The following is a 24,517-nucleotide window of genomic DNA, read 5'->3' as shown; positions in this document are numbered from 1 at the left end:
ACCGTGAACATCTGGTTTTAATATGAGGTTTATCCCGTGGAAGTCGTAGTGTTCCTGATTCCGATCATGCTGATTCTCGTGGTGATGGGCATTTTTCTATTTTCCTGGGCCGTCAAAAATGGTCAATACGATGATCTGGAGGGGCCTGCACACCGCATTCTGTACGATGACGATATAGATATGATCCCGGAGGAAGCCCGCACGGACAAACAGCAAAAAGCGGCTGACTCACCAAGCAATGAAGTTCAGGTTGAAGATGGCGAATCCGAGACCAAGCCTGACCGAACATGAGCCCGGAATTGTATCTCAGTTATCCCAGTGCGTTTCTCATCGGCCTGTTTGGCAGCACTCACTGCATTGCCATGTGCGGCGGAATCAGCGCTTCTCTCTCCATGGCGCTGCCGGTTGGCAAGGGGTTCCGCTTTCGGCAATCAATGTTATTGCTTGCGTACAACTTTGGGCGCATAGGAAGCTACGCACTGATCGCGGCACTGATCGCACTTCTAAGTACCTCAGCTGCAAATCAGTGGGCGCAGATGGGTATCTTGCTGCGCTCGGCGGCGGGCCTGCTGCTGATTGCCATGGGGCTTTCCATGGGACAATGGTGGCAAGGCATTCGTTATGTAGAGCGCGTTGGTGCCCCCCTCTGGAAGCGTCTATCGCCTCTTGCCAGCAAGATTCTCCCGATCAATCATGCGGGGCAGGCTCTCGCTCTCGGGGCTCTCTGGGGCTGGTTGCCGTGTGGATTAGTCTATAGCACGCTTGGCTGGGCAGCCTTGCAACCGACAATAGGTTCGGCAGCACTTACCATGGTGTTTTTTGGGCTGGGCACCCTGCCCTCGATGCTCGGGGCAGGTTATGCGGCTACCTGGATCAACGGTTTGAAAAGCAATCAGACATTCCGGAAATTCACCGGCGCTCTGTTGATTATTTTTGGGCTTTGGACCCTGCCCCTGCTGGCACTGACCGGCCACTGAACCAGGCCTGCGTTGTGCCTCTCCAAGCAATCATCCCGCCATACCTAAATATTCAGAACGTCCAGCCGTCCAAAGCTCTGCTCCGGGCCTTGTTCCGGCATAGCCGTCTGGACAGCCTGGCGCTTGCCCCCCAAGCGTTTACCCTCGCGAAAATCATAGAGGTTAGGGTCAGCGAGGTGTGATGGCTCAACATTGCATAAGGCCCGGAACATCGACTCAAGCCGGCCAGGATGTTGCTTGTCCCAGTGCTGGAACATTTCCTTGATGACCTGACGCTGCAGATTTTCCTGAGAACCGCAGAGGTTGCAGGGAATAATCGGGTACTCCCTAAGCTCCGCGTACCGGGCAATATCTTTCTCGCGGCAGTATGCCAGGGGGCGAATCACTGTATTCCGGCCATCGTCACTGTGCAGCACCGGCGGCATGGTTTTAAGCTTGCCGCCATAAAACATATTCAGAAACAGGGTCTCGAGAAGATCATCGCGGTGATGGCCCAGGGCAATCTTGGTGACCCCCTGCTCCTCAGCGAAGTTGTAGAGAATGCCTCGCCTTAGTCGTGAACATAGGCCGCACGTTGTTTTGCCCTCTGCTACCTTGTCAGTGACAATACTGTAGGTATCTCGTTCAATGATGTGATATTCGATGTCCATTTCGGCCAGATAGCGCGGTAAAACCTCTTCCGGGAACCCCGGCTGCTTCTGATCCAGGTTGACAGCAATCAGCTCAAACGACACTGGCGCGCTTTTCTTCAAATTGAGAAGTATGTCCAGCATGGCATAAGAGTCCTTGCCACCTGAAAGGCAACACATTACCTTGTCGCCTGCTTCGATCATCGAGAAGTCTGAAATGGCCTGACCAACATCCCGGCGCAGGCGTTTCTGCAGTTTATTCTGCTCCAGTTTAATAGTACGTTCGTATACTGAACTATAATTCTGTTCGGGGCTGTCACTCATCGCTTCGGGCATATCAATTGTGTTCAGTGGGAAAATGATCGTGAGATTATACGCATCCACTTCTACCAGGGACAGGCTACTAACATGGATATGTTGAGCTCGGGTAAAGAAACACCAGGCAAGCGAGAGCGTAACCGCTTGCGCAACCATTCAGCAATACTGAATTCTGCTCGCATCTGCTTTCAAGAAAAAGGTTATGAGAACACAACCATTCGGGACCTTATCAAGAAAACGGATCTGGCTTCCGGCACCTTCTACAACTACTTTCGCAACAAGCAGGATATCTTTGCCGCACTTCTTACAGATTTCCTGAGTGGCTTGAACGAGAATCTGACTCGCTCACGCCGATCCGCTGTGACTACTGAAGAATTTATTCACCGCTCCTACCATGCGCTTTTCAGCGCCACCGCAAAGGACCCCCTTGTTTACGAATTGGCTCACCGTAACGATCGCGCCATCAGAGAGCTGTTTGGTTCGGGCATACTTGAGCTCATCATGATGTCGCTGGAAGATGATGTGCGTAGCGCCGTCACCCGGGGGATCTTGCCAAACGTTGACCAGGAATATCTCTGTGCTTCGTTCTTCGGCGTCGCCTATGAGACCAGCCTGGTGGTAGCTCGGCGGGTACACCTGGCCCCGGAACAAGCGGATACTGAAGTAGACCGGGCGACTAACCTCACTACCGCACTGTTCCAAGGTGGGCTTCGCGGACTAGCTGCCCTTCCCTGAGTGCGGCTGCTGGCCTAACATTGGGACCATGAAAAACATATCCGCTTCTACGAAGCTGTCGGAAAGAACGTTTGCAAATGCACCGGATACATTGCTTGAGCAGCAGGTTGAGCATCTATTGGTGGCTGTTGAGCATGAACTCCGCAACGCGCCAGCCGGCACAGACGAACTCAGCCTGATCAAAAAGCTTCAAGGCCCACCTTGGAATTTGATTGGCGCCCTGGAGTTTCATGACCTTCAAAAGCTCTACCCGGTGCACTTTTTACTATTCCATGTACTTTACCGCTTGAGGGATACCCTCGCAGAAGCCGGAGAAAATCTGTACATATCTCCTTTGCGTATCGGTATTGAGTCTCAAGATATTATCGGTGGCAAGGGACTACCCGGGGCAGTGGACAGCCTTCGCAGCTTCTATCTGGATCTATCGCAATATGAGCTACCGGAAGAAACGGTTCAGCAAATGATGGATAACTTCTGGGAGGGCCGAAGCGGTTGCAAACCCGGCAACACGGAGATTCTACAAGCCGCCCAAGTTCTCGGGTTTGATTCTGTTCCCGACCGATTTCACACGGTAAAACAAGCGTTTCGGCGGGCGGTGATGCAAGCTCACCCCGACCGTGGTGGCGAGACAGAAGCAATACAGTCACTAAACGAAGCGTTTGCCATTCTGAAGGCACACTTCAGTCAGATTTTGGAGCACACATGATCGCACGAAAACCCTGGATATCAGCAGCCCTGATCTCACTCTTTCTGACAAGTTTTGGCGTAGAAGCCGATCTCGTCGTACTTCAATATCACCACATCAGCGAGTCTACACCGCCATCAACCAGCACCTCTACCTCACTGTTCAATGCACAATTGGACATGATCAGCGAGCTGGGGCTTGAGGTTGTTGATTTGCATAAGGCCACAAAGGACATTTTTTCTGACAAACCGTCGACGGACCAACGCATCGCTATCACCTTTGATGATGCCTATGAGTCGGTATACAGCACAGGCGCAGGCATCCTCCAGGAACGGGGTTTGCCATACACGATTTTCGTCGACACGGCCGCCATCGGAAAACACGGCTACATGACCTGGGCACAACTGCTGGAACTGGCGAAACAGGACGGCGTAAGCATTGCCAACCACACTGCAGGGCACGGCCACCTGGCACGAAAGCCGGACGAGGCGGAGTCAGATTGGAAAAAGCGGATAACTCACAGCCTGGATACCGCACAAGCTGAATTAAAACGGAAACTGGGAACCGGACTGCCTGTATTTGCTTATCCCTATGGTGAGTTCGATGAAGCTCTTGAAGCAGCTGTCGCAGAACGAGGCTGGTACGGTTTCGGGCAACAATCAGGTGCTATCGGCCCCCTTACAGGAAAAACCCGCTTGCCCCGATTTCCCATGGCCAATGCCTACGGGCAGCTCAACGGGCTGAAAGATAAATTAAACAGTAAAGCCTTCCCCATAGACACAAACAAGCTGCCTGACGGAATCGTGCGCGCCAACCCTCCGACCCTTACTTTGCCGTTGGTCGATGACATTAAGCCCACCAAGCTCACCTGCTTTGCTTCGGGCATGGGGCGGATCGATTTTAACGTGTCTGGCGACAGTATGGCGATTAAGGCACCCAAGCCCTTCAATAGCCGACGATTCCGCTATAACTGTACCCACCCGGCTAAAGAGGGTGGCTTTTACTGGCTTTCACAGCAATGGCTGGATTTGAGCAAACCGGAAGACTGATCGGTTTTATTGTAGAGCGTCTACCATGTCCAGTCCCATTTCACCGGTGCTGACATGGGGTATTTTTCGGGGGCCACGGCGGGTTTCAATTACCGTTTGGCCTTCGAGGTCCTCACTGCGGGTGAAGACAAGCATCCAGCGCTCCGCTCCGGTGCTGGAAAATGCAATACGAGCTTCCAGATAACCTCGGCGGTGCCAGTTCTCCGGCACAAAATCCGACACCAGATCCGTTACCAATCGCACTGGACTCAAGTTGCCATCAAGAAACAGCACCGAAGGCGCAACCACGCCCGCACTGGCATAGGACCGCAAACGAAGCAGCTGCCCTTCAGTTTGATCTCCTTGTGGCAATGAAATCAGCTGATAGGGGCTCAAGCCTGTTAGGAACATGTGCTTAGGGGAACTGTCCTTCAGGTGTACGCCAAATTCCCGGTTTTCCTGCCAGCGTTCATGATCTTCGGTGTCCAGCGTCTCGCAGCAGGTTTCGGAAAATCGGCTCAGGTAGTCTTCGCCAGTGTCCTTGATGCCAAGAATGGCAAAGGCATCAGGATCGTGCCCGGCCACCGGTTCAGCTTCAATAAGAGTGTCGCCGGCGCGATAGACTTTTGCAGGGGTTGCCCCGAGCGGAGGAGCGATAAACCCTTTTTCCTTATCGGTTCGGGTATCTGGCTGGTAATAGGTATTTCGAACGGTGCCATCGGCGTCGCGCCAGGTAAAATAAGGTTGTTCATCCCCTTCACGCACATAGCCCCGGCGCCGCAACTCTTCTGCATCTGGATAATTGGCCGTTGTAAACTCGTCAGCGCCGGCAGACTGGCTGACCGGCATTTCCTTGGCGGGCTCCTCCACTATGGGCGAGTAACGCACGCGCCCCTGCTCATCAACCCAGGAAAAATAGCCTTCCCTGTTTGATACGGTTGAGCCACCAATCTGGCAGGCAGACAACATCGCACCAAGAATCAGACAAACAGCGGCATGCAGGAATCTATGTCTGTTCACTGATACGCCCTTTTGAGCACGAAACAGCGTGCCGTCAGAATTTTTTCCGGAAACTGATACCCGCCATAACAACGCGGAGAGATGTTTTCACATCCAGCCCTGCGTAGGGGTTATAGATAATATTGGTTATGTTATCGCAGTTAATATTACAACTGGTGTTTGCCGGAATCGTTTCGATTGAATGCAGGTAACTGAGATTCATATCGATTTCTGTATTCTTGTCCCATTTGTATCCCATTCCGACACTGTACAGGTTTGCGCCACCAAACGGAGCCATAACCGAGCGCTGGTCATCAGGAATCACCGAGTCACGAATCTCAACACCCGCCCTCAAATCGAGCCGCGAGGAAGCATGAAATTCCGCACCGAAGGCCCAGTTCCACTGGCTGGTGAAACCCAACGGTAATTTGAGTGTGTTCGGCGTGGCATTGTCCGGAGACAGAATTCGCGCAGCGTTCAGAAACTCAAGATTACGATCAAAACGGAACAGGAATGCATCCCACTGTGCGTAATCAGTCCAGCCTATGTCGGCGTTTAATGTGAGTTTCGGATGTAAATCTACACTGATGCCGGTTTGAAAATGCTGCGGATACACAAGATCCATACTGACGTTGCCGGCCTCTCGTGGCGCCCCGGACGGCAGGCTGAGAATGGCTGAGGTAATAGCACCCAAAACTGATCCGTTAACACTCTGCCAAAACCCGGACCAGTCGTCCGTGTACTGAATCTCGAAGGTGCCTTTCATGTTCATTTCAGCTTCGGAGGTGTAGCTTGCGCCCCAAGCAAACCAATCTACAGGCTCCCACATGACCCCAAGTGTGTAGGTAGGTGAAAGGCTGTCCTGAACATTAAGCGACAAAGCACCTATATCGTCCCAAGGGCCCACGTTACCGCCACAAAGGGCCAACCAAGGCTGCAATGGCTCATCGCCACTTTCGCAATTAAATGCATCCTGAAGAATCTCCGCAACACCCAACAGCATGTTCGGCGCCCGCATATACTGATCGGCCGCAATCCCCATGTGCGACAAGTGAATACCTGCACCCACAGACCACTCATCATTAACTTTGTAACCTACAGTCGGCGAAAGGTAGGTCGTGCGCTGCAATGCAGCGGCTTGGGGCTGATAGCGGCCCGGATCATCTTTATCACGGTAGAAACCAGCCGCCATGGGTAGGTAGAACGCATTGGCAAACGTCAGTTTTGAACCAGGTGGTGTGATGCTAAAACCCGCAGAAGGCGCAATCGCAGGCCCGGGCGGCGTGCGCACAATTCCAAAGCCGGGGACGTAGAGCGCTACGTTGTTGGAGTGACTGTGGGTGTTGGCAACCGGATCCCGCTGTTGGCCAGTATTCGGGTCTATTTCCGTGCCATCAATGCCGAATATTTCATAGCCTTCCGGAGCGGTAAAATCAGCGTCAACATCCAGATAGACACCCAGCAGGTTGATTTCAAACTGGCGACCTTCCAACTTGGTCAAACCGGCCGGATTGAAGTGAACAGCCATGATCCCCGGGGGGTCGGCTGTAACAGCATTACCCAGAGCCAGAGCTTTCGGGTGAATAGTCAGGTTCTGCGCCAACTGGGCCTGTGCACCACAAGAAAGTGTCGTGGCTATCATGGCCGCGAGAAGCTGGCGCTTGTGGCTGTTATGTCCCATGAAATCCTTCCCTTCCCTTTAAATCGTCAGCGGCGCCAATCACTCTTCGAGGCCGGAGAAGTTAATGGGTAGGGACACGCCCAGGGAGAAATCCGGGGCATCCTCAGTCAGACCAATGCCAAGGCTTGTGTTCACTATTGTGGTATCGCTGACCCGGGTTCCCAGAGACATACTCAAGAAACCGCTCATCTGGTCCTGGGCCATTGCCTGGTCACCATTGGAGAATATAAGGATGGTCTCGTCGCTGTAGCTCAGCTGCGCTGAGATACTCAGGGAGATATCGTAAGAGAGCGAATAGGCAAAGCCGGCGGAACCGGAAAGACTGAAACCTGGCTCAACTTCTTTCAGCAATCGCGCACCACGAACCTGCTGTAAATCTTCTGCAGGCAGGTTGTAGGTGACACTGACAGACCCGAATACGACAACCGGATCAAGTACCTTCGACAGGCTTGCGCCACCGCCAATAGAGTAATAACCACTGCCGGTTGATAGCTGTTCGTTTATATCGATCTCGTATGGGCTCACACCCGTTTTGGTGCTAAATGTACCGAACAGGGTCGTCGACATTTTGCCGGGCACATAAGCAAAAGGCTGCCAACGCCCAGTAAAGGAGATGTCACCGAAATCGTAGGTGTTCAGTTCATCCTGGGTGTCGTACTTTACGACCAGGGGAATCCGTGTGCCCACCGTGAAGTTGTCCAATAACCCATAATCGTAGGAGAACGAGTTAGTGAAGCTGTGGGTCGCCGAAGGAACCACATCCAGATTGCGCACCGAGCCGTTTGTAATCGCAAGATCCAGACGTTGATCAGCTGTATAGGTATAATCAAACGAGTAGTTAAGGGAGTGACTGCCTTTCTTCTGCAAGGAGTAGTTTTTCTCCGCAGCCTGAAACACTTCTTCAAGCTGACGCGACGAATCTTCATCACCATCCTGTTTTGCGAGCGCATCCCTCGCCTGGCCTACATTGTCATCCTGCGCCAGGGCTGTGCCCGGAAGCAAACCTGCCGCGGAAACAAGGATAAGACCTCGCACAAACCAACGATTCATCCTGACTCCCTTAATTTTTATTGGTAGTAGTCCTGCGCCGGGCTCAGTACCCGACAATTTTTAGTTGCGACGGTAGTGCAATTGTTTTCTTGTATTCTCAACACTGCCGTCCGGATTGTTTTTCTGCCTTTCAAGCATGTTCTGAATGCGCCTGGCGGTAGCCTCATGGAACTCAGGCATGCGTTCTAGTGCCAGCAACGTCATGGTTTGATCGTCTACAAAACGTAGATCCTCTTCCTTGAGCTCAAGGTTATCCAGTGGTTTGTCACTACCCGGAAATACGATGAAGAGCACGTTGTCGTCCCATTTCTCTTCGAACTGGGCGAGCGTGAAGGACAGGTTGCCCACCGCAGGATCTGCCATATATACACGGCCGTCACGAATGGTTCTGAGCACAACAAAATGCTTGAAACCGGCATGATGGATAGGAACGATAGCCGGGTGATCAAGGTCTATCAGATCGTCAATCGTGGCGCGAAAACCGCCAGACGGATAACCCAAGGCTGTTACAAGGCGTTTCATGTCGAGCATGGAGAAGGCGCGACGCGACACAATGCGTTCGCTTTCGCCATAATGCAGCAGGCCTTCCATAACTTGGCGCTCCGACAGAGTGCGCCCAAGATAGAAGTTCAGAATGGTGGTCAAGGCCGCGCTGCCACAACTGTAGTCATAAGCCTGACGAACAATATTGCGGAACTTCTGCTCAACCAGCGGCTCAACCCGAAACCCCGTGAGTAACTCCACTGGGCTGGAATCGACCTTTTGCTCGATAACCACAGCACCCTTCTCAAAGGGCTCGACCACAGTAGCTTCCTGCACTATGGCGAATGTAAGAATGGATCCAGCGAGCACCAGCAGCATGTCAGACGAAATCCCTGTTTTTGTTATCCATGAGATTTTTTGGATTACATATTGTTACGGCAAGATACCGAAATAGCGGAGAGTTTAAAGATAACTGTGCCTCAAATCTGGTGCTGCGAACGCGCGGGTGCAATACAAGCTACACCCGCATGTCAGTTAGAGGAGGGGAATAAAATCCATAAGCAGGTAAGAGTGGGAAGTTATGTGCGACTGAAAGCCGCAACAGAAAGCTTCTAACTTGACAGCAACTCAATCGGATAACGAATCGTTGTTCTGTCTACCCCAAGCCTGGATCCGAAATCCACCAACAACAAGCGATTGCAGATTTTGTTCTCCAAACCAGGCTCGCCCAGCGTTGATTCAACCACAGAGCACCGGGACACGCTGCCACTGGATTCAATAACCAATTCGGGCGTAATACTGCCCTGCAACGAAGGCTTACGACGAAGTTCACGGTTGTAGATGCTATATATTGCGGATTTATTAGCATCCATGGTGCGTCTGAGTTCTTCCTTGCTGCGTGTCCGGGAAGCGGTTTCCTGCTTTTCGCGCCGCACAACTTCTTTGGCTTCAGCAACGCGGGTTGCGTCCGCCACTTCTGCTCTCTCACGCTCCACTAATGCAACCTGACGGCTCTCACGCTCAAGCGCGGCATCGTTCACACCTGCACTGCGTTCGTTGGCCGTGGCTCTCGCGGCCAGGGTGTCTTCTGTTTTCCGCGCAATGGGTTCAGCAGTCCGGGTCACCGGTGCGTCAAGCTTGATGGAACTGGCCAGTGTGTTGAGCTTTGCAAGCTCGTTGCCCATGGCCAGAATGCCTGTGTTCTTTGCCTTTTCGCGGGCCTTGGCTACGGCTTCAGGCTTCGGTGTTTCCACTACCTCAGGCTTGGGCGGCAGCAGCTGGGGCTTTGGCTCAGGCTTGGGTTCCGGCTTAGCCACTTCAACCGGCTTTTCCTCGGGCTTTATTTCAGCTTTTGGTTCGGGCTCCGGCTTTGGCTCGGGTACAGCCGGCTTGGGTGGTTCTTTTTTCTCAATAACCAGCTTCGCCAGCTGGGGCGGCAGAGCTTCACGCTCCTGCCGATCCTTTTCTGGCAACTCGATCCAGCTCACATAACCGGCAAAGATCACAAACAGGGGCGCTACAACCAGCGCAATGGAAAGCAGTCGCCTGCGTTCCCCGCGCTCACCACTCCACGGTAATCCGTACCGATTTTCTGACACGCTCTGGGTCGACTGCTGGGTCATGCTCCGGCTCCCTCTTTTGTCTGCTGGTTAACCGCCAGAGATATGCTGGCGTATCCCGCATCCACACAGGTAGACATGATTTTTTTGAGCAAATCGTAAGGCAGTTCGCGGTCAGCCAAAATGGTAATCGCTCGCCCTTCTTCAGGTGCCGGCTGACCGGACCGACTGGCCTGATAGTCCAACTCCTGCTTGAGACCAGGTTCAACCTGCCCCTCAAGAGCCTGCAATGTCTCCCGCTTGATGACCAACCGCCCGTTTACCAGGATATCCTGGTCGGTAACGGTCAGCGCGAGCACATCGCCCGGTGGCTGCACAGCCGAAGAATCTGGCAGTTTGATGGTGCTGCTCTGGTTGAGCACCTGCACATCCGATGAGGAATTAACCATCAGAAAGAACACCAGAATCGTGAAGATGTCCATCAACGACACCAGATTCATCTTGCTCTGGTTCTTGTTACGTCTGTGGTGACGCTTCTGGCGACGGGCTTTTGCTGACTCTTTCACGACTGCCCTCCTGCCTTTTCTGCGTCTTCAGTATTCTCGAGAGGTGCATCACCCAAAGAAATCTCCGGAAACAGCTCCGCCTCTACCAGGCTGCCTGCAACGACTGTGTCGTAGGAACGAACCGTATCCATCACGCTGACCAACACCTGATAGGACGTTTCCCGGGAAGGCATGATAATCACGTCCTTTTTCTCCGGAATACGGCTTTTAAGTTCTTTCATGACCTCTTTAAGGACAACGAAATCGTGCTCGCCTTTTTTCTGGTCAATGCTTTTGATAACGCCGCCCTGATTATCCGCAACCACAAGGTTGTCCGGGTGGATGACCACCTGTATCTGCAGCTCTTCAACCTGCTCTGACGCAAGACTCTCGCCAGTGGGAAAGTTGAGCTCAAGCACGCTGGTGTGTGCAAACACCATGTTCAAAAGCAGCACCGGCACCAGCACAATCATGAGGTTCATGAATGGCGTGATATCGAGATCCGGTTCGCTCTGTAATCGACGATGTTTCCGTCTCATAGCCCGAAATCCTTCAGCTGGTTATCAGGCCGACGCTGCCGCCGGGGCAGAAGAGGATGTAGCCTGAGGCTGAGCAGCCGGGCGAACACCGGAACCATCGCTAAGCAGGTTAAGCACCTTGATACCGGCCATCTCAAAGCTGTCTACAATTTCGTTGGTCTTGGTTTGCAGAACCGAATGAACCAACAGCATGGGAATAGCTGACATAAGACCAAATGCGGTGGTGTTCATGGCCACGGAAATACTCTGTGAAAGCAGGCTGGCTTTTTGCGCGGGATCTGCAGCAGCAACAGCAGTAAAGGCGGCGATCAGGCCAATGATGGTTCCCAACAGACCCAGCAGTGTTGCGATATTGGCAAGCGTTGCAAGGTACTGGGTGCGCTTTTCAAGGCGCGGCATTACATCCAGCAACCCTTCTTCCATAGCGTATTCGATGTCTTCACGGCCCTGTCGACGTGCCAGCCGCTGGAGGCCGTAACCGATCATGGTGGACATGCCCGTGCCGGATTCCTGAGCGTAATTAAGTGCGCCCTTGAAATCCTTTTTCGCAATCATCTGGTGCAGACGGTTGAAATCCCTACGATTAGTGATCTTCTGGGCAGACAGGTATACGTATCGCTCAATGGCTACTATGAGTCCGATAATTAGCACAACGGCAATCGGAAACATAAAAAAGCCACCTTCCTGAAAAAAGCGAACGGCGGTATCGATCATTGTTTAGGCACTCCATGGTTCGGTTTGGGAATAGTCTAAGCGCTAGGCTACTTCAAAGGGGTTAAGTTTGCGGGGGTCTATGTTGCGGTTTGTTGTAGTTTGCACTCGAACACAGACACACTGTGACGCACATCTCACTGGCAGGTGGATTTCACTGTGGCTTCAAGGTGTTGCCTCTGCATTTTCCAGCGCATTCTGCTCTGCTTTGAAGACATCATGGTAGCGGACAAGCCGTTGAAACTCGTAACGATCCAGAGGGCTAAAAGCCTGCTCCACCAACAGCTGCTCATCAGGCGCTCTTAGCTCATCCACTTCCGGTGGTTGCCAGGGCACCAGGTACATCACTGTCGGCACCTCTTGGTCACCACGAATTCGGGTGCCCTCAATGGTTACTATCCCTGAGTCCTGGGCCTGAGCAGGCAGTATGCTAACCAATGGCGAGGCTGCCAGCAGAAGGATTCTGGAAATAGTTTTCATGCTTTTCGCCTCACGTCAGATTCTGTTCTTTGCATCGAATATCCAGTCTTTCACTCTTGGATCCGGCTCTTCTACACGCTCTTTGTACTGTTCGTACAACGGCAGAGCCTGGGCTGGCTGGCCCAGATATATATCCAGCAAAAACGCCAGATTTAGGAGCGCGGGCAAATAGTCAGGGTTTACAGCCAGTGCTTCACGGTAACGCTTTTCAGCCAAGGGAAAATCGCCAGCGTTACGGGCAATAACGCCAAGGTTGTTGAGGGCCACCGGGTGTTTGGGGTTCAGAGCAAGAACCTGCTCAAACCTTACGCGGGCAAGCTCCATGTCACCCGACTGCATTGCCAACAGTCCCAGATTGGCAATAGGGCCACTTCGCTCCGGATGCTCCTCGGCCATTTCCTCAAAGCGGGCTTTGGCCTCTTCAACGTCGCCGTTTTCCATTAACACAACGGCTTCCGAAAAGGCCTTCTGCAGGCGTGCCTCCGATTCCGCTGTAACGGCGGCATCACCCAATGCAGTTGTGCGCTCCGGCCCTACCGCACAGCCCGTGAGCAGCAGAAGCAACATAAGCCCCGGGTTCAGCTTTTTAACCCAAATCATGGACGACTCCGGCGGTGACTTCGGGTTTGTTGTAGCGGCCTGGGAGCAGGCGACGTAAGGATTCATAGCTGCGTTTCACCCACTCATCAAAGATGCCTTCACGGGCTCTGCGGATATTTTGTTCATGGATATCAATGGCATTGTCTTCGAATGGATAGGCCTGCTCTTCCAGCAACAATTCGTATTGAGAAAGTTCCAGCTGGCTCAACCCTTCCGGGCGTTCCGAATCCATCAAGTCTGCGCCCAGACGACTGTATATATGGGCGATCTGATAGCCCGCCTCCGTGGCAAACGATGAAATCCCGTAGCTGGCAGTTTTCTGATAGGCGCGCACGGCTGCCTCAAGGGCATTGGTTTTGGCCACCATGCTTTTATTCAGGGGCAAGGTCAGGCGGATACTGTCGTAGCGGGCCAGTGCATCCCGCGCCAGGATTGCGGAGGCAGACGCCGCCAGATAGCGCATGCGGTCATCGGCCGCCCCGGGGTTGTCATCCACTTTATCCATCTGCCGGTTCAGCCAGTAATTACGTCGGTCAATGTCGCCCTGGGCTGCGTATAGCTCGCTCAGGCGGTTGGCTGCTTCCATATAGACGTCAGCCGGTTCAGGGTGGCGGTTTGCGTACTGGCGCCAAGTATCAATTGCCTTGGTGTCGTTCTCTGCCCGATCATATAATTCTGCCGCAATTTGCAGGTTTTGCCGGCGTTCCTCTGGCGTGGTCGCCATGGCCACCATGAGATTAAGCTCATCGCCGGCTTTCTCCCACTGTCCTGTTTCCCGATAGGCGAACGCCAGTTTTGCGGGCACCGTATCGGCCAGTTCATGCTCGGGGAAATCTGCCCGGAAACCTGTCAACACACTAATCGCCTCGCCCCATCGTGCGGAGCTTACCAGCAGCGATGCCGCATCATATTGGGCATTGGCGTTCAGTACGGAGGCAGGCGCGACAAAACCTACTCGCAGGTACTCGCTAACGGCGGCATCTGTATCGCCTGCTTTCGCAAACTGCTCCGCCTGGCGGAATACCGATGCGGCCATATTTTCCTGTATGCCCGGTCGCCGTTGGTCTTCAGGGGGCATCATGGAAAGGGCATCGCGGTAGGACTGTTCAGCTTCGCCATAGCGTGCGAGCTCGAACAGACTGTGTCCAGCAAGCAACAAAGCTTCGGTGACCAGGGCGGGGTCTGCCGCTGGCTGCCAGGTAGCCAGGCGCCCGGCCATAGGAATCACTTCATCAAGATTCTGCTGGTCATACTCCCGCTGCAGTGCAATGTAGTAGACACCTGGCGCACGCGGGTCTTCAGGATAGGCATTCACAAACCTGAGGCGGTTGAGCTGCTGCATTTCATGCAACGCGAACAGGCCTTCAGTGGTTTCATTCATCCAGGTGCCTGCGTACTCACGGAATGCCAGCACTGAGGCATAACCTGCTTCGGCTGCCCTCTCCGGTACTGTTCCAGCCGCAGGGAAATCGTAGGCAACACGTTCAAAGGCTTCGATGGCATCCGGCCACTGTTGAAGCTCCACATAGGTTTCTGCCAGCAGGAACAAACGCTCAGGTGTGCGAGGGTGATTCGGGAAGGTCGCAGCAAATTCGGAATAATAGGCGGCTGCCTGCCGGTAGTGTTGATCCGCAATAAGGCTTTGTGGGTCCCTCCGCGCCTCCCCAGCTAACAGATAATGGCGATCAGCCAATTCGGGCAGGAGGATTTCAAGCTGAACTTCAATGTAGGCCAGGGTTTCTAGATTCGTCTCCGGCCAGTAGCGGCTATAGATGCCATAATTTTCTATGAATGCGGCTTTTCGATCCGGAATAGCCTTGTCGAATCCGGCAAGTTCCAGGGTATCAATGGCTCGCATGTGGTAACTGGGCGCCCAGGGGCTATGCGGGTGATCTTCGATAAACGCATCAAACACAGCAACAGCGTCGCTGTAGCGCTCACGGCCAATCAACAAAGTGCTGTAGCGATCGTACACCAGTATTTCATAGGGCCGGCTTCCTGTTTCTCTGAAAAGCGCTTGCAGGGTTTGAGCACCATCAAGATAGGAAAGCGAAAGACCCATAACCCGGAACAGGTCTTCCGTAAGTGTTTGATAGCGTTGCTCTGGTGCGTCTGCGGCCTGTTCAAGCGGCATGATCAGATCCAGCACTTCAATGTAACTGAATAGCGCCTGTTGGTAGTCGCCCTGTTTGAACTGACTCCACCCCTTCATGTATTGGGCGTTCATCAGGAAGGACGGATCGGCATCGCGCTCCCTTGCCGCAAGAGTGACCTCATCAAATGCCTGTTCCGCCTCCCCGTAGCGGCCATTGATAAACAGAATATCCGCCCGCCGGAATTGGGCTTCTACCCAGTAAGCTGAGCCTGGATACTGTGTTACCAGGGTATCCAGCGCTGCTAACTGCTCAGCCGTCATGCCACGCATTTCCCAGGCTCGGGCTAACTGGTAGTAAATCTGATCATTGCCCGCACGCTCCGGATATTCCGCCAGCAAACCGCTGTATGCAGCGATGGCCCCCGATAGATCATCCTCTGCGGAATCTGTCATCAGGCGCTCGGCCCGGGCAAATTCGAGATCTGCGAGGCGGTGTCGAATGGTGACCTGTTTGATGGGGTCATCCACCAATGGCAGTAACTCACGGTAGCTGTGCATCACAGATTCGAGAGAAACGGCCTCAGCACCAGTTTCAATCCCTGGGAGATCGGCTTCACTTTCCCGGCTAACAGGGCTCAAAGACGCCAGGGTACCTGGCCGGGCTGCGGGCATGTCTCCAGCACCCTGCCCCCACCCCAGAGATTGGCAGCCACTAACCAACAGCGTAAGCAGTACTGGCACCAGCGCACGAGTCACACCCGCGAAAGTGTCCAGCCCATCACCGTTCGTGTTGCGGGGCCGTTTAATCATTTGCGGCCTCCGTGCTCTTGCCTGCCCTGAACAACTGGTCCGCCAGCCGCGCCTGTGCATGGCGAGATGCCACCCGGTAACGCCTCAGTTCACTGCTCTGTTGTTCCAGCGCATGATCCAACCGGCTAATGAGAATGTTCCGCGCCTGAGCCAAGGCTTCATCTACTTGTACTTTAAGCGACTGGACCTCGGCGGCGTTATTGGCAAGCCGACTCGCCAGTTCCTCATGTTCGCTGTCGCCTGCCATCAACTGCTCTATATCGGATCGCTGTGTTTGAAGCTGCTCCATTTCCGAACTCAGCTCCCGAAGCTGTTTCTGCGCGGCCCAGCGGTTTACACCGTAATCGTTCGCGACACTCCAGTCGAAGTAGGCCTTCATTCTCTGGTACTTTTTTCGCTGCCGGACTGTGCGCTGGTCGTCCGGGAGCTGAGCAAGCGTAGCCGCGACCTTGCCCAATCGGGCTTTCAAGGCTTTCTGCTCCGTTGTCATGAAGAATTCAGCATCTTCTTCGGCAAGGGCGGCCTCAATGTCTGCCCGAAACGCTTTCTGGGCTTCTATCCACTCATCCGGTTGTTGCTGCTCTAGTTCAATACCTGCTTCCTGGCTTCGGCGCGCTCGTTGCACCCGCCAGGTTTCCAGCATGGTTTCAAAGGTGCCGAGCTGTTGTTCCCGCTGCGCCAGCAATGCTTGCATCCGGTAAAGCCCATTGAGTTCCCCCAGAGCCTGCTGGAATGGCTCTGTTGCGAGCACTTCTGAAAGTCCGAAATCCGCAGGCGTTACGCGAAGGCGGCCGTAGGAGTCGGTAATAATCTCATCGCTGTCCCGATGAAAATGCAAACGTGCCATGAGGTTTTCTTCGGTCAGTGCTTGCATGTCTGCAACCAGCTCTTCACCGCGATTTTCGTAGTGCTCCGCGGCCAGAGTAAACGCTTGCAACGCCTCACGGGGCTTATCCATCTGTTCGAGCACATAACCCCGTGCGTAGGGAACCTGTTCTCTCCAGGGTAAAAACAAGTCTCTTTGGGAGAGTGCGTTCAGCGCGTCCAATGCCCTTTGCATCTCGCCCTGACCGGCCGCTGCAACGGCATAATCGAAGAGGCCTCTGTCGGAAAACACGCCATCCAGGGGCATGGCTCCAAGCAGTGTTAATGCCTCATCAAATTTACCATCCCTTAGATAAAGACGAGCAAGGGATAGCCGACTTTGATCCAGTAGGGCCCCGTGCTCGGAAATCAGATCATCGTTCGGGCTCTCAGCGTCCATAATAGAAATGAGCTCTTGCAGACTTTGCTGTGCTGCGGTGAAATCATCGGCGGCGATGTCAGCCATGGCCAGGTTGTAGTTCAGGTAGTGTGCCCTGGGGCCAGAGTGCTTCAGGCTTTTAATCAGAGTTTCATAGCCACCCGCGCTATCGCTGAATTCCTCAGATATCATGGCCAACTGCGCGCGCAGGTATAGCCATTCTGCGTGTAATTCTGAGTCGGCTTCTTCCAGCACCTCTGAATCAACCCGCTGAAGATTTTCGTAGGCCAGGTGGTAATCACCCTCGAGATAGAAAACCTTGCCGAGATAAAACCAGGCCTGGCTGCGCACGTCAGGTGCAAGGGTGACGCGGGAGCGGCCGTATTCATCTTCAAGCAATCGGATAAAGAGCTCACGGGCTTCCCGAGTCATGCCGTAAGAGAGCATTAGCCCGCCTTCAACCAGTTCTGGATAATCGCCGTGCCCTCGGATTCCACCACGTTCGCGAGCCACATCCAGCAGGGTGAGCGCTTCAAACGCCTCGCCTTGGTGGTAGTTGTAGAGCACCCAACCATAGGCAGGGTCTTTGGCCCGCTCTGGCGACTCTTCAGCAATCACAGCTGACACGCTGAGCAATAATGAAAGGCAGCCGGCGGCTACCGCAACCAGGCGTGTGCCTGTTCCGGTTTTATTCGGCTTTGAGCTGAATGCCACGGGTCGTGTCACTCCCACTCCACTATGGAAACCATGGGTTGGTAGTCTGACGAGCGATCCTCAATGCGAATCTCCAGGGCTGCTGTATCCGTGCCCTTTTCAAATGACAAAGTAGCCGCCTGTTTATAGGCGCGGTTGTTCGGACCAATGCCTTCTACGAAGGCCGTCACTTCGTGGGTTCCGGTTTTGAGGTTTCCGATGTACAAACGCTGCATGCCGCCACGCTCCAGGGCTGTGACCTGGCGCTCAGTGTACAAATGCGAGGCGACAATATCGCCGTTCACCTTCAGCTTTACTGCGTCCAGCTCCAGGAACTTGCCCGCATCAACACTGAGAAATACCACAAACTGTGTGCTGGCCGGGAACAACAAGTCTTCTTCCAGAATGAAAAGATCCCGGTTCAGGCGAATCACTTTCTTTTTGAGATCCTGAACACGTTCGGCAACCGCTTTGCTGTCTTCTGCCGGGTCCGTTTCCGCAAACAGGCTCCCACTCATGAACAACATGAATGCAGCCAGCAGGCCAGCAACCAGTGTCTTTTGTGAATCCGTCATAGTCAGGTTTCCTGCAAACTCAGTATTCGAGAATCAGCGATGCTCGGGTAACTAACGCATCGAATGAATAAAGTGGCTCTTGGCCCGGCACAAAATTGCCCGGAGCGGTCACATCCCGGAAGTTGTCATAATCGAAATTCAACCAACCCAGTAGCAGACTGAACTGAAGCCGCTTGATACCGGGCAAGGATGTCTGCTTCCACTCATAAACTGCGCCTGTTCCAAAGGTTGTACCCGAAAAAGAGCTCATTTCTTTGTCTCTCGCCAGATGGGTCTGTGAGTTTTCATAGGCGTAAAGGTCGCTGTAGAAATCTGCCTCGCCCTGGCGGTAATAGCGTACCGACCCTTCCAGCGACCAATGCTGGTTCAGCGCGTGCACATAACCCAACTCGACGGTGTGTGCGTTTATACCCCAGGTGTCTGTAAAATACCGGTACTCACCACGAATGGAGGCTCGGTAAGGCAGGTGGTAAATAGCACGCGCGGCCACCGATGAACTGGTGCGAGTTTCGGGGTAACGCTCAGGCTGGTACAAAAACGCATTGGTGTTATTGGGGTCGAGATAACGATTCTGTCGGTAGGGGTTCTGCAAGAAGCCTTCGTCTGTGACTACTTCCAGGTCGAGCCCAACGAGCAAATTGCGAGTGAGAACCTGGCTAAGGCCCAACTGGTAGTTACGGCGATCGGCATCTTCACTGAAACTATTGTTACCAAGCTTACCCACCTCATCCCAGCCTGCTGCATACCCTAAGGTCACAGTGGACATTCCTCCAAAGAACTCCTGGCTTACGGTGAAGTACAGGGTACTGGCCTCGTAATCGTTCTCTGAGCTGTTGGTAAATCCCAGGCTCATGATCGCCCGGTCATACAGGTAATCAACGCCCAGCGTATACTCCGTGCGCTCTTCTTCATAAGCACTTGCGGTGGCCAAAACGTCTACCGACGCTGCCGACACCATATCCACATAATACTGCCCCGACACAGACACCTGAGGCCCAACACTCTTGCGCGCCAGCACTACGGGGCCATCAATTACCATGCCGCCGCCATCGTAGCGGTGATAAAACAGATCCACGTTATCCACTGGCAGGGTTGCTGCCTGGGCAAACGAAGTCGCCACCATCAACACAAGAAACAGCCAGGCCATATGAGCGCGATCAGTTACAACCACAGCCACCTCCTGCGCCACCTTCCGCCCCACGGGCAGACTCCCTCGCCTGGTAGACGTGGTTAATGTAGGAATCTGCTTTGCCATGGCGGCTCAGGCTCATGATCGGATCCGCCAGGCGATCCCTCTCATAAGGCTTAACCCAAGGCTCGACAGAGCTGCACCCAGCCGTTGCTGAAAGCAGCAGCGCCAATAACAAAGGCGCGATGATGGTCAGTTTGCGCATATTGCTTACCCGCTCGGGAATCACTCTCGCACCAGTTCTCTTATCTGGGCTTCGTACTCAACTTCGTAGCCTGGCTTGTAGCCATAGTGAATGTAACGGGCATTGCCATCACGATCGATCATCACAGTAGTGGGCATGGCCGGCACTTCGTAAAGCCTGCTCACCGAACTTTCCGGATCGTACAAAATGGGATAATCCACCGGCACCTTGTCTAAAAAGCGCAAAGCCTCATCGCGGTTCTCATCCACGTTCACTGCAAGAATGGTGAAGCCCAGATCCTGATAGCGGCTGTAGATATCATCCATCAGAGGCATTTCCTGCCGGCAGGGGCCGCACCAGGACGCCCAGAAGTTGAGCATGACCACCTCACCACGATGGTCTTCCAAGCGGATGTTTTCTCCCGCTCGGCTCTCCAGAGTGAAGTCCGGAGCCGGAACATTGATGGCCTCTGCCTGTGCGCTCATTGCAGCGCCGGACAAAGCAAGGGCCAGGGCTATGGCTGTAACCGGGTTGTTCATTCAAATGGCTCCTGTGTTCAGAAAAATACTGACAATCCGGTACGGATTTCAGTGTTCATGGACGTTTTCTCAGCACCGACCACGTCAATGCGGTAGTAGTGCTGGCGCACACCCAGGTCTATGGCAAGGCTGTCTGTGAGTAAAACCTGATAGCCTGCACCGGCGTTGACGGTAAAGCGGGTATCGCCGCCGAATTCCGTAGCGCCCGCGCCGGCAATCAGATAAAAATTGGTATTGAACGCGTAGTTCTCGCTAAGAAAAGCCTGACCTGGCAGAAGGTTATAGCCCAGATTGATGTTGTAATAGCGATACTCTCGCTCGCTGTCGGTTAACACCTGCACGTTACCCGCCAGATTTTCAAAACTGGTTTGGCCACCTTCCGCAAAACCTATCGCTGCCTCGAAAAAGAAGGACTCGCTCAGGTGATAGATAAGCTTGCCGCCATAAACAAACGACGACTCGAAATCTTCAATATTGATCATGCCCAGAAAGGCGCCGATCTCGAAGTTCTCGGTATCAATCAGCGCCTCATTAACCGGCACAGGTTTTACATCAGGCTCGATCAAAGGCCGATCATCATGCTCCTGCGCGAATACCTGAGGTGCAAAAGCCATGACCTGTGCCAGGCAAAACCCGGTCAGAAAAAGATGCTTAGTCCGATTTTCCATTCTGTCGCTTCTTCGTTGGTTGATCGGCTGGTAAAGACCTTGTAGTCCTTGAACTCGGCCCGGATAAAATATCGTTCGGTGATGTACACCCGCACACCCAAACCGGCATGGCCTACGCTGTTGTCACGCTCTTCTGGCACTGCCAGTGTTGCTTTAGGATCTACCCATATATGACCCACCCCAAGCGTGAAATACGGTGACACTTTCCAGTGGGGAAACGGCTGGTGCACTATGTTGGCATTCACCATGAGTATTTCCGAGGCGCTGCCCAGTACCTGCGAACCCCACACTTCCCCAGCGAGGTTGGGAGTGAACCAGTAACCTCCGTAGCCTGAGGTTACGGGATTGCCTTCAAACTCCCCCATCAGGATTCCAGCTTCAAACGTGCGTTCGCTGAATGCCTTTATATCCGGCACGCTGAGATTGACGCTTTCACCAGTTGCGTCCTGGGTTTGTGCAATGGCGGCAACAGCCACCCAGCCTTCCCGGCCTTTCTTATCCCGTACTTTCATCCAACCGGTTTTACGTTGCAGCAGGGTTAACCATTCCCCTTTCTCGCTGCTATGAAACACTGGATAACCCACCGCAGGGCCAGTTCGCCAGGCCACAAAAGGCTCGACAACCTGAACCCGCTGTTCGGGTTCATCACCGCCCCATAGCCAGCCAGCCCAGGCCGTCCCGGGTAAGCAGAGCATCAGTAACAGAATGGCAATGGGCATGATTGTGGTGTCAGGTCCTGATTAATTGTCTGGGGCGTCGAACGGGTTGTTGTAGTACTGGGCGCCTATGTCCAGCCACTCTGCTATGAGGCGAAGTTCGGCTGGAGACAAACGGCCATCGTGGGTGCCACCGGGCTTGAACGCTTCACGGAAACGAGTACTGGCTAAGGCTCCATTTACAGACATGCTTGCTGGAACTGTAATCGGAACAAGAATGGGCGTTGGCAGGCCAGTAACCTCATCCAGTATCGGATTACCCTCTTCGTCTCTCAGCACCTCGCCTGAATCAACCATTGTGTCGACTAGCACGCCACCTGGATTAAGTTCCTGCGCGTTATCAGGAAACAGCAACTCCCGATAAGATTTAAAGTGCAGCGGGTTGGCATCGGAAGATCCGTTGGTTAGATCTAAGTTGGCCTCTGGAACAGCCTTTAAGTTTGCGTCAACAGGGTCTGCTTCTGTATGGCACGAGGTGCAAGTGTGATCGTCTAATACCTGTCCACCCCCGTCGACAATTACTCGACTCACATCCCATAGCGGATGAATATGGGTTTCGTAATTGATCACTGCCCGGCAATTAGCTGCCCAGTCGTTTTCACAGGCGACGGAAATCGGCGGCGTTGTCTGCAGATTTTCATAAGCCATTGACCTATCTTCTGCACTGCTCATAAGATCCTCCCACTCATCATCCCTGTATATGGGATCAGGCAATGGCAGCCGAATATCCTGAGTTCGCGCATAAACTTCAGCCATGGTTTCGCCGATGCGATCCGTATACAAGGCCGGATCCGTACCCGGGAAAGGCAGCGTGATGGCACTGGCACCTTCCCACACAGACTCTGGGCCGGCATCCGGGCGCCCGTGGGATACAGGTGAACCAGATTCGTGACACCCTTGGCATGCCAGCGTTTCGCCAGGGCGAACCGACAACCAGTTCTGGTGGCGCTCAGTGATTCTACGACCCTGACCATCCAATACGCTGATAGCAAACGCCACGTTGGCTGGAACGGCTATTTTTACCGAGCCATCCGGCTCTATGGGCACATATCCCAGAATTTCCCGCATCAGTTGCCCACGGCTGCGGCCAAAGGCACTGTTATCAAAATCTTTCACATTCTCATCAGGCATCGATACTGGCTTTTCAAGGCGCAAGAATCGCGCCGGGCGCTGTGCCGTTGGCGTGATAGAAGGATTCGCCATCGCTGCGATACCGTTTGGTGTTATATCGATGCCATCCATGTCGTAAACGCTGCGAATATGCAGAATGCCATAACCTTCATCGGCAAGATCTGCGGCATCGCCCATGAGCTGCGCGTCTGAAATAAACCCTTCCAGACGTCGCTCTCGCATAAGCATAGCTTCATCAAACTGCTCACCCTCTGAAGGCTCCACCACTGGCCTCTGAGTTCCGCTTGCCACGTCTAACAGCCAGAGCCCGTATACCGGTGGCGCGGGCACATAGGCGTCGGATTCCAACCGTTCCTCAGTGCAGTTCACAATACGGCCGGATGCCCTCTCGCTGAGCCGACAGGGTGTCCAACTAACCAGATACCGGCCGGTTCCATCCATAAGAGGTGAAACAGAACCGTAGCGTCCGTTTAGTGACAGTTGACCATCAAGCGTTATGCCCGGAATCAGTGGGCGCTGGCCGCCATTAGCGGCAACACCATCAAGGCGCAGGCCAGCTTCCACGTAGTTATGGAGATCCACCTCCGCCGGTGCAGAGGCGTAATCGTTGGTTTCAAAAGGCCGCAACTGCACCAGCACAGAGTTTGAATCGGTTTTCCGGGCCTTCAAGTACTGAACATTGCGCGCTCCCGGAACAGAGTCGTGGGAATGCCGGCCATAGAGGTAGGTAAGCCCTGTACCGTCTGGATTTACACGGTAGAGATTCACACCATTGTTACGGGTCTGCCCTGCATTGTCCCAGCGACTGAATACGATAAACCCTTCATCGGTAACGAGAGGGTCCAGGTCGTGGCTCTGGTTAAAGGTAATTTGCTGAATGTTCTCACCATCGTCGTCCATGGTATGGAGAACGAATGCGGGTGCATTCCGGTTTTCATCCAGGCCGGCAAACTGGCCTTTGCCTTCATCCAACAATATGGCTTTGGAAGCCCGCTGGCGGCTAGACGAAAACACTATTCGGCCATCAGGCAAATAAGCCGGAGCAACATCCTGACCAGCTTCCGCTGTTACGTTAGAGGTTATGATTCGGCGAAGGACATCCGCTACACGATCGTATTCCCAGATATTCCAGGTGGGCTGATCATCGTCATCGGCATCTTCAATTTCCGGCGCCCGCATGGCAAAGAGCGCGCGGTTACCATCGTGGGAAACGTGCAGATCTTTTACGTCATACAACAGGCGGCCCGCATCATTGAGAAACCCAGCGCCAGAAAAGGCCCGGGAAGACACATCCACGGCACGGGCATCGATGGAGGCACTGTTTTTTACAAATAAGCGGGCGCCCGGGCGAAACCCGGAAGGGTCAGCCAGGTTGTCCTCTACCAACGCCCCACTATTGCTATCGAATAACAATGGTCGCTTCACATAGAGCACAGGGTTCTCGACCACCACGGGGTCTGCTTGCTGGCTGTCTGCACTTGGCAAACAGCCAGCAAGCGTTACCAACAGACCGGAAAAAGCCAGCAAGCGGATGATCTTGATCGATTTGTGAGGCACGCGCCTTAGTCCCCTGGAAGCAGTGTTACCGCAGTGAATATAGTGAATTCATGACATAAATTAAGGCTGTGAAACCGTGCATCTCCAGGGACTTTACG

General features: G+C 53.6%; 25 protein-coding genes. 5 read left to right on the top strand and 20 right to left on the bottom strand.

From position 1 onward, the window contains the following. Window positions 1-36: 36 nt before the first annotated feature. Both ccoS and AADB16_RS09705 read left to right on the top strand, forming a co-directional pair. Entirely contained in the window at window positions 37-291 is a 255-nt protein-coding gene (gene ccoS, locus AADB16_RS09710) for a cbb3-type cytochrome oxidase assembly protein CcoS (RefSeq protein WP_309043235.1), read from the top strand. Beyond that, window positions 288-977 carry a sulfite exporter TauE/SafE family protein gene (locus AADB16_RS09705; RefSeq protein WP_410802937.1) on the top strand — a complete coding sequence of 230 codons (690 nt, stop codon included), beginning with the start codon at window positions 288-290 and terminating at the stop codon, window positions 975-977. The genes ccoS and AADB16_RS09705 overlap by 4 nt, the downstream gene beginning before the upstream one ends. A 44-nt stretch (window positions 978-1,021) precedes the next feature. On the opposite strand, the gene ttcA is transcribed toward AADB16_RS09705, so the two are convergent. After that, on the bottom strand, window positions 1,022-1,942 hold the full coding sequence (ttcA, locus tag AADB16_RS09700) for a tRNA 2-thiocytidine(32) synthetase TtcA (protein WP_410802935.1): 921 nt from the start codon (window positions 1,940-1,942) through the stop codon (window positions 1,022-1,024). Between the two features lie 72 nt (window positions 1,943-2,014). On the opposite strand from ttcA, the gene AADB16_RS09695 reads away from it, so the two are divergent. Genes AADB16_RS09695 through AADB16_RS09685 form a run of 3 tightly spaced genes read left to right on the top strand, consistent with a single transcriptional unit; the run spans window position 2,015 to window position 4,393 of the window. Further along, window positions 2,015-2,659, top strand: a complete 645-nt coding sequence (locus AADB16_RS09695) for a TetR/AcrR family transcriptional regulator (RefSeq protein ID WP_309043232.1) — start codon at window positions 2,015-2,017, stop codon at window positions 2,657-2,659. Between the two features lie 28 nt (window positions 2,660-2,687). Continuing rightward, window positions 2,688-3,365 carry a DNA-J related domain-containing protein gene (locus tag AADB16_RS09690; protein WP_410802933.1) on the top strand — a complete coding sequence of 226 codons (678 nt, stop codon included), beginning with the start codon at window positions 2,688-2,690 and terminating at the stop codon, window positions 3,363-3,365. Beyond that, window positions 3,362-4,393 (top strand): polysaccharide deacetylase family protein, encoded by a 1,032-nt coding sequence (locus AADB16_RS09685; RefSeq protein WP_410802931.1) that lies wholly within the window; start codon window positions 3,362-3,364, stop codon window positions 4,391-4,393. Before AADB16_RS09690 ends, AADB16_RS09685 begins: the two co-directional genes overlap by 4 nt. A gap of 6 nt (window positions 4,394-4,399) precedes the next feature. Here the strand turns inward: AADB16_RS09685 and AADB16_RS09680 are convergent, their stop codons facing one another. The 19 genes from AADB16_RS09680 to AADB16_RS09590 all read right to left on the bottom strand — a co-directional run bounded on the left by AADB16_RS09680 (window position 4,400) and on the right by AADB16_RS09590 (window position 24,419). Next, window positions 4,400-5,392 carry a MalM family protein gene (locus tag AADB16_RS09680; RefSeq protein ID WP_410802930.1) on the bottom strand — a complete coding sequence of 331 codons (993 nt, stop codon included), beginning with the start codon at window positions 5,390-5,392 and terminating at the stop codon, window positions 4,400-4,402. 34 nt (window positions 5,393-5,426) lie between these two features. After that, window positions 5,427-7,052: an OmpP1/FadL family transporter gene (locus AADB16_RS09675; RefSeq protein ID WP_410802929.1), complete on the bottom strand. Its 1,626-nt coding sequence runs from the start codon at window positions 7,050-7,052 to the stop codon at window positions 5,427-5,429. Window positions 7,053-7,091: 39 nt separating this feature from the next. Then, the gene (locus AADB16_RS09670; RefSeq protein WP_410802928.1) at window positions 7,092-8,102 is read right to left on the bottom strand and encodes a transporter; all 1,011 of its coding nucleotides are present in this window, start codon (window positions 8,100-8,102) and stop codon (window positions 7,092-7,094) included. Window positions 8,103-8,162: 60 nt separating this feature from the next. After that, a complete protein-coding gene (locus AADB16_RS09665) occupies window positions 8,163-8,963 on the bottom strand; it encodes a C39 family peptidase (protein WP_298447687.1) in 801 nt (266 codons plus the stop codon). Between the two features lie 233 nt (window positions 8,964-9,196). Then, window positions 9,197-10,207 carry an AgmX/PglI C-terminal domain-containing protein gene (locus tag AADB16_RS09660; protein ID WP_410802926.1) on the bottom strand — a complete coding sequence of 337 codons (1,011 nt, stop codon included), beginning with the start codon at window positions 10,205-10,207 and terminating at the stop codon, window positions 9,197-9,199. Further along, a complete protein-coding gene (locus AADB16_RS09655; RefSeq protein ID WP_298447692.1) occupies window positions 10,204-10,710 on the bottom strand; it encodes an ExbD/TolR family protein in 507 nt (168 codons plus the stop codon). Before AADB16_RS09655 ends, AADB16_RS09660 begins: the two co-directional genes overlap by 4 nt. Next, window positions 10,707-11,228, bottom strand: a complete 522-nt coding sequence (locus AADB16_RS09650; RefSeq protein ID WP_410802924.1) for an ExbD/TolR family protein — start codon at window positions 11,226-11,228, stop codon at window positions 10,707-10,709. Before AADB16_RS09650 ends, AADB16_RS09655 begins: the two co-directional genes overlap by 4 nt. Window positions 11,229-11,252: 24 nt before the next feature. Continuing rightward, window positions 11,253-11,942 (bottom strand): MotA/TolQ/ExbB proton channel family protein, encoded by a 690-nt coding sequence (locus AADB16_RS09645; protein WP_298447696.1) that lies wholly within the window; start codon window positions 11,940-11,942, stop codon window positions 11,253-11,255. A 162-nt stretch (window positions 11,943-12,104) separates the two neighbouring features. Then, the gene (locus AADB16_RS09640) at window positions 12,105-12,419 is read right to left on the bottom strand and encodes a hypothetical protein (RefSeq protein WP_309043223.1); all 315 of its coding nucleotides are present in this window, start codon (window positions 12,417-12,419) and stop codon (window positions 12,105-12,107) included. 15 nt (window positions 12,420-12,434) lie between these two features. Then, window positions 12,435-13,019, bottom strand: a complete 585-nt coding sequence (locus AADB16_RS09635; RefSeq protein WP_410802922.1) for a tetratricopeptide repeat protein — start codon at window positions 13,017-13,019, stop codon at window positions 12,435-12,437. Further along, a complete protein-coding gene (locus AADB16_RS09630) occupies window positions 13,006-15,924 on the bottom strand; it encodes a tetratricopeptide repeat protein (RefSeq protein WP_410802920.1) in 2,919 nt (972 codons plus the stop codon). Before AADB16_RS09630 ends, AADB16_RS09635 begins: the two co-directional genes overlap by 14 nt. Beyond that, entirely contained in the window at window positions 15,917-17,893 is a 1,977-nt protein-coding gene (locus tag AADB16_RS09625) for a hypothetical protein (protein ID WP_410802918.1), read from the bottom strand. Before AADB16_RS09625 ends, AADB16_RS09630 begins: the two co-directional genes overlap by 8 nt. Beyond that, window positions 17,890-18,435 (bottom strand): AraC family transcriptional regulator, encoded by a 546-nt coding sequence (locus AADB16_RS09620; protein ID WP_410802916.1) that lies wholly within the window; start codon window positions 18,433-18,435, stop codon window positions 17,890-17,892. The genes AADB16_RS09625 and AADB16_RS09620 overlap by 4 nt, the downstream gene beginning before the upstream one ends. Before the next feature lie 19 nt (window positions 18,436-18,454). Next, window positions 18,455-19,582, bottom strand: coding sequence for a DUF3570 domain-containing protein (locus tag AADB16_RS09615; protein WP_410803633.1), 1,128 nt, complete (start codon window positions 19,580-19,582; stop codon window positions 18,455-18,457). A 10-nt stretch (window positions 19,583-19,592) separates the two neighbouring features. Next, entirely contained in the window at window positions 19,593-19,829 is a 237-nt protein-coding gene (locus AADB16_RS09610) for a DUF4266 domain-containing protein (RefSeq protein ID WP_100639784.1), read from the bottom strand. 20 nt (window positions 19,830-19,849) lie between these two features. Further along, on the bottom strand, window positions 19,850-20,347 hold the full coding sequence (locus AADB16_RS09605; RefSeq protein ID WP_410802915.1) for a TlpA disulfide reductase family protein: 498 nt from the start codon (window positions 20,345-20,347) through the stop codon (window positions 19,850-19,852). Between the two features lie 17 nt (window positions 20,348-20,364). After that, complete coding sequence (locus tag AADB16_RS09600; RefSeq protein ID WP_410802913.1) at window positions 20,365-21,015, bottom strand: outer membrane beta-barrel domain-containing protein; 651 nt, start codon at window positions 21,013-21,015, stop codon at window positions 20,365-20,367. Next, on the bottom strand, window positions 20,985-21,734 hold the full coding sequence (locus AADB16_RS09595; RefSeq protein WP_410802911.1) for an SH3 domain-containing protein: 750 nt from the start codon (window positions 21,732-21,734) through the stop codon (window positions 20,985-20,987). Before AADB16_RS09595 ends, AADB16_RS09600 begins: the two co-directional genes overlap by 31 nt. A 21-nt stretch (window positions 21,735-21,755) precedes the next feature. Beyond that, window positions 21,756-24,419: a hypothetical protein gene (locus AADB16_RS09590; protein WP_410802909.1), complete on the bottom strand. Its 2,664-nt coding sequence runs from the start codon at window positions 24,417-24,419 to the stop codon at window positions 21,756-21,758. Between the last annotated feature and the right edge of the window lie 98 nt (window positions 24,420-24,517).

This window comes from Marinobacter sp. KMM 10035 (assembly GCF_046537445.1).
Classification (GTDB): domain Bacteria; phylum Pseudomonadota; class Gammaproteobacteria; order Pseudomonadales; family Oleiphilaceae; genus Marinobacter; species Marinobacter sediminicola.
The sequence above is the reverse complement of the archived record's forward strand: the minus strand, read 5'-3'. Positions and strand labels throughout refer to the sequence as shown.

Excerpts from the sequence above, each read along its gene's own strand:
- AADB16_RS09705 (WP_410802937.1), top strand. The coding sequence starts at position 288 with ATGAGCCCGGAATTGTATCTCAGTTATCCCAGTGCGTTTCTCATCGGC.
- ttcA (WP_410802935.1), bottom strand. The coding sequence starts at position 1,942 with ATGCCCGAAGCGATGAGTGACAGCCCCGAACAGAATTATAGTTCAGTA.
- AADB16_RS09695 (WP_309043232.1), top strand. The coding sequence starts at position 2,015 with ATGGATATGTTGAGCTCGGGTAAAGAAACACCAGGCAAGCGAGAGCGT.
- AADB16_RS09690 (WP_410802933.1), top strand. The coding sequence starts at position 2,688 with ATGAAAAACATATCCGCTTCTACGAAGCTGTCGGAAAGAACGTTTGCA.
- AADB16_RS09685 (WP_410802931.1), top strand. The coding sequence starts at position 3,362 with ATGATCGCACGAAAACCCTGGATATCAGCAGCCCTGATCTCACTCTTT.
- AADB16_RS09675 (WP_410802929.1), bottom strand. The coding sequence starts at position 7,052 with ATGGGACATAACAGCCACAAGCGCCAGCTTCTCGCGGCCATGATAGCC.
- AADB16_RS09670 (WP_410802928.1), bottom strand. The coding sequence starts at position 8,102 with ATGAATCGTTGGTTTGTGCGAGGTCTTATCCTTGTTTCCGCGGCAGGT.
- AADB16_RS09665 (WP_298447687.1), bottom strand. The coding sequence starts at position 8,963 with ATGCTGCTGGTGCTCGCTGGATCCATTCTTACATTCGCCATAGTGCAG.
- AADB16_RS09660 (WP_410802926.1), bottom strand. The coding sequence starts at position 10,207 with ATGACCCAGCAGTCGACCCAGAGCGTGTCAGAAAATCGGTACGGATTA.
- AADB16_RS09650 (WP_410802924.1), bottom strand. The coding sequence starts at position 11,228 with ATGAGACGGAAACATCGTCGATTACAGAGCGAACCGGATCTCGATATC.
- AADB16_RS09645 (WP_298447696.1), bottom strand. The coding sequence starts at position 11,942 with ATGATCGATACCGCCGTTCGCTTTTTTCAGGAAGGTGGCTTTTTTATG.
- AADB16_RS09640 (WP_309043223.1), bottom strand. The coding sequence starts at position 12,419 with ATGAAAACTATTTCCAGAATCCTTCTGCTGGCAGCCTCGCCATTGGTT.
- AADB16_RS09635 (WP_410802922.1), bottom strand. The coding sequence starts at position 13,019 with ATGATTTGGGTTAAAAAGCTGAACCCGGGGCTTATGTTGCTTCTGCTG.
- AADB16_RS09630 (WP_410802920.1), bottom strand. The coding sequence starts at position 15,924 with ATGATTAAACGGCCCCGCAACACGAACGGTGATGGGCTGGACACTTTC.
- AADB16_RS09620 (WP_410802916.1), bottom strand. The coding sequence starts at position 18,435 with ATGACGGATTCACAAAAGACACTGGTTGCTGGCCTGCTGGCTGCATTC.
- AADB16_RS09615 (WP_410803633.1), bottom strand. The coding sequence starts at position 19,582 with ATGGCCTGGCTGTTTCTTGTGTTGATGGTGGCGACTTCGTTTGCCCAG.
- AADB16_RS09610 (WP_100639784.1), bottom strand. The coding sequence starts at position 19,829 with ATGCGCAAACTGACCATCATCGCGCCTTTGTTATTGGCGCTGCTGCTT.
- AADB16_RS09605 (WP_410802915.1), bottom strand. The coding sequence starts at position 20,347 with ATGAACAACCCGGTTACAGCCATAGCCCTGGCCCTTGCTTTGTCCGGC.
- AADB16_RS09600 (WP_410802913.1), bottom strand. The coding sequence starts at position 21,015 with ATGGAAAATCGGACTAAGCATCTTTTTCTGACCGGGTTTTGCCTGGCA.
- AADB16_RS09595 (WP_410802911.1), bottom strand. The coding sequence starts at position 21,734 with ATGCCCATTGCCATTCTGTTACTGATGCTCTGCTTACCCGGGACGGCC.